A 9,396-nucleotide genomic window follows, 5' to 3' on the forward strand; every position below is an offset into this window, starting at 1 on the left:
CCAGGGTGAGAGCGTGAACATTTTGTTAAATTTCACCCAGTTTTTTGAGACCCGCATTGAGTACCGTTTCCAGATATTCACTGCTCATTCCTGCGATTTTTTGCTTCCGTCTTACGCTCGCCTTGCGTGAAGTCTCGGCCCTGAGCATGTTCAGCCCCATGTGCCGGATGCACGCCAAAATCTCTGCGGCATCACCGCGATAAATCGGGCAATCATCCTCGCCCATCGTGACGTCCAGCACCCAGTGCAGGCTATTTTCGATGGCCCAGTGCCCACGCACCGCTCGCGCAAACTCATCCTGCACCAACGCTTTGGAACTGATGAAATAACGCTGCTCTATGGTAATTTTTTGCATATTTTCAACGCGATAGGAGATGGCCACGCCAATGCTGTGCAACTGTTTCCAATGAGGAAACTGGGCGGCCAACTCGCCCGCCGCCATGACATGGTACTCACGACCATCGATGCGGCCATGAGCCTTCTCAAGCGTCATCGTCTCTGCGCATAACGGGGTGGCCGCCAGCGGGGCGAGGGCCTGTCGAACCGCCTCGAACAACTTGGGTTGGTTGCCTTTGACGGCCAATAAGTAATCGCCACCTTGCTGAAGGATGGTCTCGGCGATCTCGGTCTGGCACCCCATCGCATCGATGGATACCAGGCAGCCTTTGATGTCGAGCAGCGCCAGCAACTCGGGAATAGCGGTAATTTCATTGGACTTGGCGTCGGTTTTTATCTGTCCGAGCACCAGCTTATTGGCGGCGGCATAGGCACTGACCATGTGAATGGTCGACGTTCGATCCTCACGGTCATAGGAACTGCGCAGGGTTTTGCCATCGATAGCGACCAGGGCGCCATCGGTGTGCTGGTTAATGGCTTGAGTCCACCGCACAAAGGCGGCCTGAAACGGCTCTGGTTTGATGCCGGAGATGATCCTGGCAATGGTGTCATGGACAGGAATGCCGTTTTTAAACAGTCCCTTGGATTGAAACCAGGGAAGATGAACCTCGCCGAAATCCTCAATATCTTCCCAGCCCTCAGCCCCGCCGATCACGGCACAGACGGTGAGAAACAGGACATCGTAGAAGGGATAATAAATCTTGGCATGCTGGCGAGGGTCGTGAATATTGTCGAAGAACTGAGCGAAAACGGCATCAATAGACATGAGAGCACTCCTGAAAAGGAGCATGAGATCACAGCCGGATCACCAGGTCAAATTTCAGGGTGAGGATGTGAGCAAATTGTTAACTATGGAAATCATGGAAATTATCATTTTTTGGATTTCATGCGCATTTTTTGAGCTGAAATGACGTGCAGTGACGATTAAAAAGTGTGAAGGCGATCCTGACTATAAAGTTAACTGCATATCACAGGCCTATAAGTATTTGTTTTGTAGGCAAAAAACTATTTTTAATTTTTAACAAAATGTTCACGATCTCGCCCTGTTCCACGACCAGGGTTTATAAAATAAAATAGAACCGCCATTACAACAGCAAAAGCAGACCCCATCCAGAACACGAACTCATTGTTAATGGTAAACATGATGCCTACGATAGAGGCACAGAGAGCCCAGCCTATTGCGCCAAACATCCTTGCACGGCCAAACTCGAACTGACTGGAGCGACTCACCTTCTCAACATAAGCCTCGATGGCTGGAGCCCCGCCTGCAAATACAAAACCTATGTACATGCCCCCTACGATAGAACCGAGATAGATGTTCAATTTCAGCAATGGTGCCAATACATAAAGAAAGAAGGGCGCGAAGAAGACCAGTAATCCGATGATTATCCAGAGCAAATGCTTTTTCAGCCCTAGCTTGTCAGAAACCAGCCCAAACACAGGCTGAAATAGAAGTGCAAATAAAGAAATTGTGCCGAAGACAATTCCAGTTTCAGCCTTGCTGATGCCATTTACATCATGTAACCAAATTGGAAAAAAAGGAAAGTAAGCTCCCATTATAAAGAAGTAAAGGAAGAATATGGCGCCAAACATTACCAAGTTTTTGTTCAATCCGAACAGTTTTTCAATGCTCATCAAGTATCCACCCATTTCACATAACAAGCCGACCATTTGAGCGAACCATCAAGATCCCCTCCCATGACAGCAAGAGTACGTACTAATGATGCAGCGTACTGTGACGAGAGATACAATTTATGCAATCGGTTACACTGCGACAGTGACAAGAACAACAAATAAGTGACCCAGATCACATAAAACTAATAAAAATCTACTTTTTTCATAAAAGATCGAGAAAGCGCTACCACAAGGTAAACTCATTAACGTAAGCATTGACTCATATACAGGACCTTAAGAAAACACTTCATTTGAAATTCCTTCTAAGGTCCTGTTCTGTATCGATTTTCGCTGCTTGGTTCGACGGGCATTTTTCGCCAAGTAAACGGCAGCCCATTCCAGACGCTCTCTTATTTCCACCAACACCCGATGAGCCACCGCTTCCAATAACGGGAACCACCAGGTTCCGCTATTTTTCGCCGCTTTCAGTGTGGATAAACCGTCCCCCATCAGCGTCTGAGCTACCCGTCTTTTCATCACCAGCGACAACAGGCTGGCCCACACCAGCCCCTCGGCAATGGCTTTCTGACCTGTCACAAAGCCCTTGAGCCGGTTGTGCGACTTCCACTCCTTAAACAGCAGCTCCACCTGCCAACGACAGCGGTACAGGCTCATCACCCGCTCTGCTGGCCATGCCTCTCGTGGCAGATTGGTCATCCAGATACAGAACCGTTTCTCCTCGGCAAACCAGCGTCGGATCAGCCGATACTCGAACTTGCCCGATTTCACCACCATATCCAGTACCTCTGCCCGACAGTGCCGCCGTCCAGCATCCTTGAGTGACAGGCCCGCCAGCTTCGGCACTTCCCGTTCGTCACCGCGCCATGCCCGGATAATCTTCGGGTTCAGGCTCTTACTACCCCTGACCAGATAGAAACCGCCCGCCTCGTTTAGTTTCGCAAAGTAGGCCATATCGATGTAACCCGCGTCCGCCAACAGCAGGCTGTTATTGAGCCGCTCGGGCTCAGGCAGGAACTGGCGCTCTGACGCCGTATCGGCAGAGACCTGCATGCAAACTGGACTTTGCTCCAATAGAGACATGAGCATATGACACTCGATTGCCGCCGGGCTAATGGTCTTGAACCTTCCCGGAAACACTTCGGCCAGGCTTTTGTGGACGGCAAAGGAAGTACCATCCTGCAACAACACCTGTTTGAATGCGCCAAGGGATGCAGTCTTCATCTGTTGGCCGATACGCAAGGCGATAGCCCGTTCAACCAGCGCCTTCATGAACAGGGCGAACGACGCTTTGCGCAACTGGTTGTGAAAGGGCTTGTAGGAAACCTGATGGGCATCAACCAGTTGCAAGGCATTGAAATGATGGTGCAATCCAGCGATACCATCGACCTGGTCGCAGCCAAGTGCCCGCAAGAGTGCAGTCACCAGCATGGCAGGCGTAATGGCTCGTTTGCGCAAGCAAAATTGGCAGTCACGGGCAATGCGGTCGAGTTCGGCAGGAGAGAGAAGTTGCTCAAGATAGTGGTTGGCATCGATAATGGTCATGGCTTCGTGCGTGGCGGTTTTGTTTGGCGATAAAATCAGATCACAATCGAAGCCATTTTTATATCTATTTCAATTGGTTGCTGCTAAAGATCCTGTACATGAGCATTGACTAGGGAAGGTGCGAACAAGTCCCTGATATGAGATCATGTTTGTCATCTGGAGCCATGGAACAGGGTTCATCATGGGGGAACCGCAGAATTCGGAAAAAATCGTACGCTAAGCTAACGGTGTTCTCGTGACAGCTCTTTGACTAGGCTTTCTAAGGCCATTCTGATAGCCCTGACTTCCTGAAAAGCCATGGCTAAAATTTGTGCGGCTAAAAGGGATAACCGATGGTAAAGTAAGTTATCCCTGTCGAGATACTGAAAAGCGTTATCCTCGTTTTTCCCAAAACTGTTTTGCCAGTTCGCTCAGAGCGCTAGTTAACTGAGCGACAGATTTCGCACTTTGCAAATTATTCTGCCCGGTCTGTACATTGGTATCAGCAGCATCGCGTATATTGATAATACTGCGGTTTATGTCTTCACTTACTGCTCCCTGCTGCTCGACCGCAGTCGCTATTTGCGCGTTCATGTCGGTAATTTCGTTAACGCGTTGGCCAATTCCATCAAGAGCTGTAGCTGCTTCCTCTGCGTGAGCTACACTCGTGTGCGCTTGCCGACTACTTTGCTCCATGACTGTAACAGCGGATTGCGCTCGCTCTTGTAGAGCGCTGATCATGCTTTGAATATCCGTTGTCGATTGCTGTGTGCGAGCAGCAAGACTGCGAACCTCATCGGCGACAACAGCAAAACCACGCCCCTGCTCACCAGCACGCGCGGCCTCAATTGCTGCGTTGAGTGCCAACAAATTCGTTTGCTCGGCGATCCCTCGTATAACGTCAAGAACTTTTGATATCTCGTTACTTTGACCTTCAAGCTCATGAATAACCTGAGTGGCTTGCCTAATTTCACCTTCAAGGGCAGTGATTGACTGGCTTGTGTGGGCTACCAGACGCTGGCCAGATGCCGTCTCAGTGTCTGCTCTTCCGGCCGCATCTGCAGCATGCTGTGCATTGCTCGCAACCTCTTGAATGCTTGCCACCATTTGGTTTACTGCCGTTGCTATTTGATCTGTCTCTGCCTGCTGCTCAACTGTAAGTACATTGCTTGACTCAATATCCTTTAGTAGGCCTCGGGTGTGTTCGCTAAGCCGATTTGATGCATCACCTATGCGACCTACTATGGCGCCTGTTTCAGCTTGCATCATTCGTAAAGCAAACTCTATTTGGCCAAACTCATCGGTGCGCCCAGTGTAGAGGGATTGACTTAATGGGTTATTGGAAATATTCCTGGCTCTTTCAACCAGTCTTCCAAGAGGAGAGAGAATAGCCAAAACACTAACAGAGCTTAAGCTTCCTGACATTAAAGTGGCTAACAATAAGCTGCTTATTGATGTATCAGTAAGCATGCCGGCAGCCATTGCGCTTGATATAATACTACCCCATATGAGCAAGAGTATTTTCACGGAAAAGCTAGCAGCCAATTTCGGCCTCGCGGCCTTCCCGCTTCTCAATTGAGCATATAATTTTTCCGCAGCCAAAACCTGCTCAGGTTCAGGCTTGGTCCTTACAGACTGGTATTCAACAATCGAACCATTCTTAGCTATTGGCGTTACATAAGCACTTACCCAATAGTGGTCGCCATTTTTACAGCGATTTTTTACTAGCCCCATCCATGAGCGGCCAGATTTTAATGTACTCCACATATGCTCAAATGCAGCAGGCGGCATATCTGGGTGTCTTACGATGTTGTGAGGCTGGCCTAATAGTTCTTCCTCAGTGAAACCACTGATTTTAATGAAGTCAGGATTAACGTACGTGATATGGCTTTGAGGGGAGGTAGTCGAAAGAATATTGGCATCTTTTGGGAGTTCTAAGTTTCGACCCGTCACTGGTAAATTCTGGCGCATAAGAACCTCAAGGGTTGGCTGTTTTATTTTATTGTTTTCGGCATTAAGCCCAATTTCTTGAGCGTTACGATAAAGCTAGCATGGAAACGATAGGTGCAAGCAAGTTAAGGGTTGCATCGCGCATGTCAATCTAGGCTATACCCTAACTTGATGTCAGGCAGGGCCGCGCCGCTTCGTCAGAATAGAGTCTGCTTTCCCATTTTTTGACACATGCCCGCGAAGGTTATAGATTTCAGCCTGACAGAAATGGGCTTTGAGGCACAACGGAACAGAAAGTGCACTTAAGCCGCCTTCAACCAAGGAGACATCGTGCAGGGGCACCGCATCGGCTACGTCCGGGTCAGCAGCTTTGACCAGAACCCGGAACGCCAGCTGGAACAAACCCAGGTGAGCAAGGTGTTCACCGACAAGGCATCGGGCAAGGACACCCAGCGCCCCCAGCTCGAAGCGCTGCTGAGCTTCGTCCGCGAAGGCGATACAGTGGTGGTGCACAGCATGGATCGGCTGGCCCGCAACCTCGATGACCTGCGTCGCTTGGTACAGAAGCTGACTCAGCGCGGCGTGCGCATCGAGTTCCTGAAGGAGGGCCTGGTGTTCACTGGCGAGGACTCGCCGATGGCCAACCTGATGCTGTCGGTGATGGGGGCCTTCGCTGAGTTCGAGCGCGCCCTGATCCGCGAGCGGCAGCGTGAGGGCATCGCCTTGGCCAAGCAGCGTGGCGCGTACCGGGGCCGCAAGAAAGCCCTGTCCGATGAGCAGGCTGCTACCCTGCGGCAGCGAGCGACGGCCGGCGAGCCCAAGGCGCAGCTTGCCCGCGAGTTCAACATCAGCCGGGAAACCCTCTACCAGTACCTCCGCACGGACGACTGACACATGCCGCGTCGCTTGATCCTCTCGGCCACGGAGCGGGACACCCTGCTTGCGCTGCCGGAAAGCCAGGATGACCTGATCCGCTACTACACCTTCAACGACTCCGACCTGTCGCTGATCCGCCAGCGACGCGGCGACGCCAACCGCCTCGGCTTCGCCGTGCAGCTCTGCCTGCTGCGCTACCCCGGTTACGCGCTGGGAACCGACAGCGAGCTGCCCGAGCCGGTCATCCTGTGGGTGGCGAAGCAAGTCCAGGCCGAGCCGGCGAGCTGGGCAAAGTACGGCGAGCGCGACGTGACCCGTCGCGAGCATGCCCAGGAACTGCGCACCTACCTGCAACTGGCCCCGTTCGGCCTGTCCGACTTCCGCGCCCTGGTGCGCGAGCTAACCGAGCTGGCCCAGCAGACCGACAAAGGCTTGCTGCTGGCCGGTCAGGCCCTGGAGAGCCTACGGCAGAAACGACGCATCCTGCCGGCGCTGAGCGTGATTGACCGGGCCTGCTCGGAAGCCATTGCGCGAGCCAATCGGCGGGTCTACCGCGCCCTGGTCGAACCACTCACGGACTCGCATCGGGCCAAGCTGGACGAGCTGTTGAAGCTCAAGGCCGGCAGCAGCATCACCTGGTTGACCTGGCTGCGCCAGGCACCGCTGAAACCCAACTCTCGGCACATGCTGGAACACATCGAGCGGCTGAAGACATTTCAGTTGGTGGACTTGCCCGAAGGCCTGGGCCGGCACATCCACCAGAACCGCCTGCTCAAGCTGGCCCGCGAGGGTGGGCAGATGACGCCCAAAGACCTCGGTAAGTTCGAGCCGCAGCGCCGCTACGCGACCCTGGCCGCCGTGGTGCTGGAGAGCACCGCGACCGTGATCGATGAGCTGGTCGATCTGCATGACCGCATCCTGGTCAAGCTGTTCAGCGGCGCGAAGCACAAGCATCAGCAGCAGTTCCAGAAGCAGGGCAAGGCGATCAACGACAAGGTGCGCCTGTACTCCAGGATCGGCCAGGCGCTGCTGGAAGCGAAGGAAAGCGGCAGCGACCCCTATGCCGCCATCGAGGCGGTGATTCCCTGGGACGAGTTCACCGAGAGCGTCAGCGAGGCCGAGCTGCTGGCCCGGCCGGAAGGCTTCGACCACCTGCACCTGGTCGGCGAGAACTTCGCCACCCTGCGCCGTTACACGCCGGCCTTGCTGGAGGTGCTGGAACTGCGCGCCGCGCCGGCCGCGCAAGGCGTGCTGGCAGCCGTGCAGACCCTGCGTGAGATGAACGCCGACAACCTGCGCAAGGTGCCGGCCGATGCACCCACGGCCTTCATCAAGCCGCGCTGGAAGCCGCTGGTGATCACCCCGGAAGGCCTCGACCGGAAATTCTACGAAATCTGCGCCCTGTCCGAGCTGAAGAACGCCCTGCGCTCCGGCGACATCTGGGTCAAGGGCTCGCGGCAGTTCCGCGACTTCGACGACTACCTGCTGCCGGCCGAGAAGTTCGCCGCACTCAAGCGCGAGCAGGCCCTGCCCCTGGCGATCAACCCGAACAGCGACCAGTACCTGGAAGAGCGTTTGCAGCTGCTGGACGAGCAGTTGGCCACCGTCACCCGCCTGGCCAAGGACAACGAGCTGCCCGATGCCATCCTCACCGAGTCAGGGCTGAAAATCACCCCGCTGGATGCGGCGGTGCCGGATCGGGCGCAGGCGCTGATCGACCAAACCAGCCAGTTACTGCCGCGCATCAAGATCACCGAACTGCTGATGGACGTGGACGACTGGACGGGCTTCAGCCGCCACTTCACCCACTTGAAGGACGGGGCCGAGGCCAAAGACAGGACGTTGCTGCTGTCCGCAATCCTCGGTGATGCGATCAACCTCGGGCTGACCAAGATGGCCGAGTCGAGCCCCGGCCTGACCTACGCCAAGCTGTCCTGGCTGCAAGCCTGGCACATCCGCGACGAAACCTATTCGGCGGCCTTGGCCGAGCTGGTCAACCACCAGTATCGCCACGCCTTTGCCGCCCACTGGGGCGACGGCACGACCTCATCCTCCGATGGCCAGCGCTTCCGCGCGGGTGGCCGGGGCGAGAGCACCGGGCACGTCAACCCGAAGTACGGTAGCGAGCCGGGACGGCTGTTCTATACCCATATCTCCGACCAGTACGCGCCGTTCAGCACCCGCGTGGTGAATGTCGGCGTCCGCGATTCCACCTATGTGCTCGACGGCCTGCTGTACCACGAGTCCGACCTGCGGATCGAGGAGCACTACACCGACACGGCCGGCTTCACCGATCACGTCTTTGCCCTGATGCACCTGCTAGGCTTCCGCTTCGCGCCGCGCATCCGCGACCTCGGCGAAACCAAGCTGTACGTGCCGCAGGGCGTGCAAGCCTACCCGACGTTGCGCCCGCTGATCGGCGGCACCCTGAACATCAAGCACGTGCGTGCCCACTGGGACGACATCCTGCGCCTGGCCAGCTCGATCAAGCAGGGCACCGTCACCGCCTCGCTGATGCTGCGCAAGCTCGGCAGCTACCCGCGCCAGAACGGACTGGCCGTGGCCCTGCGCGAGCTGGGCCGGATCGAGCGCACGCTGTTCATCCTGGACTGGCTGCAAAGTGTTGAACTGCGCCGCCGCGTGCATGCCGGCCTGAACAAAGGTGAGGCGCGCAACTCGCTGGCCAGGGCGGTGTTCTTCAACCGCCTTGGGGAAATCAGGGATCGGAGCTTCGAGCAGCAGCGCTACCGGGCCAGCGGCCTCAACCTGGTGACGGCGGCTATCGTGCTGTGGAACACGGTGTACCTGGAACGCGCCACCCAGGGGTTGGTCGAGGCCGGCAAGCCGGTGGACGGCGAGCTGCTGCAATTCCTGTCGCCGCTGGGCTGGGAGCACATCAACCTAACCGGCGATTACGTCTGGCGGCAGAGCCGCAGACTGGAAGACGGGAAGTTTCGGCCCTTACGGATGCCCGGAAAACCTTAGCGTACGATTTTTTCCGAATTCTGCGGGCTCCCC

General features: G+C 55.3%; 6 protein-coding genes. 2 read left to right on the forward strand and 4 right to left on the reverse strand.

Going from position 1 to position 9,396, the window contains the following annotated elements; genetic code table 11:
* Positions 1 to 25: 25 nt before the first annotated feature.
* The 4 genes from AB5Y64_RS15370 to AB5Y64_RS15385 form a co-directional block, all read right to left on the reverse strand.
* Entirely contained in the window at positions 26 to 1,162 is a 1,137-nt protein-coding gene (locus AB5Y64_RS15370) for an ISAs1-like element ISAs12 family transposase (RefSeq protein ID WP_021141311.1), read from the reverse strand.
* Between the two features lie 245 nt (positions 1,163 to 1,407).
* A complete protein-coding gene (locus AB5Y64_RS15375; protein ID WP_368204138.1) occupies positions 1,408 to 2,031 on the reverse strand; it encodes an oligosaccharide MFS transporter in 624 nt (207 codons plus the stop codon).
* Positions 2,032 to 2,304: 273 nt separating this feature from the next.
* On the reverse strand, positions 2,305 to 3,573 hold the full coding sequence (locus AB5Y64_RS15380) for an IS4-like element ISAeme4 family transposase (protein ID WP_041206016.1): 1,269 nt from the start codon (positions 3,571 to 3,573) through the stop codon (positions 2,305 to 2,307).
* 372 nt (positions 3,574 to 3,945) lie between these two features.
* The gene (locus AB5Y64_RS15385; RefSeq protein ID WP_001323889.1) at positions 3,946 to 5,523 is read right to left on the reverse strand and encodes a PAS domain-containing methyl-accepting chemotaxis protein; all 1,578 of its coding nucleotides are present in this window, start codon (positions 5,521 to 5,523) and stop codon (positions 3,946 to 3,948) included.
* 309 nt (positions 5,524 to 5,832) lie between these two features.
* On the opposite strand from AB5Y64_RS15385, the gene AB5Y64_RS15390 reads away from it, so the two are divergent.
* Positions 5,833 to 6,393, forward strand: coding sequence for a recombinase family protein (locus AB5Y64_RS15390; protein ID WP_001161490.1), 561 nt, complete (start codon positions 5,833 to 5,835; stop codon positions 6,391 to 6,393).
* 3 nt (positions 6,394 to 6,396) lie between these two features.
* Positions 6,397 to 9,363 (forward strand): Tn3-like element TnAs1 family transposase, encoded by a 2,967-nt coding sequence (locus tag AB5Y64_RS15395; RefSeq protein ID WP_001138014.1) that lies wholly within the window; start codon positions 6,397 to 6,399, stop codon positions 9,361 to 9,363.
* Positions 9,364 to 9,396 lie beyond the last annotated feature (33 nt).

It is taken from the genome of Aeromonas sp. R5-1, assembly GCF_040908265.1.
GTDB lineage: Bacteria > Pseudomonadota > Gammaproteobacteria > Enterobacterales > Aeromonadaceae > Aeromonas > Aeromonas caviae.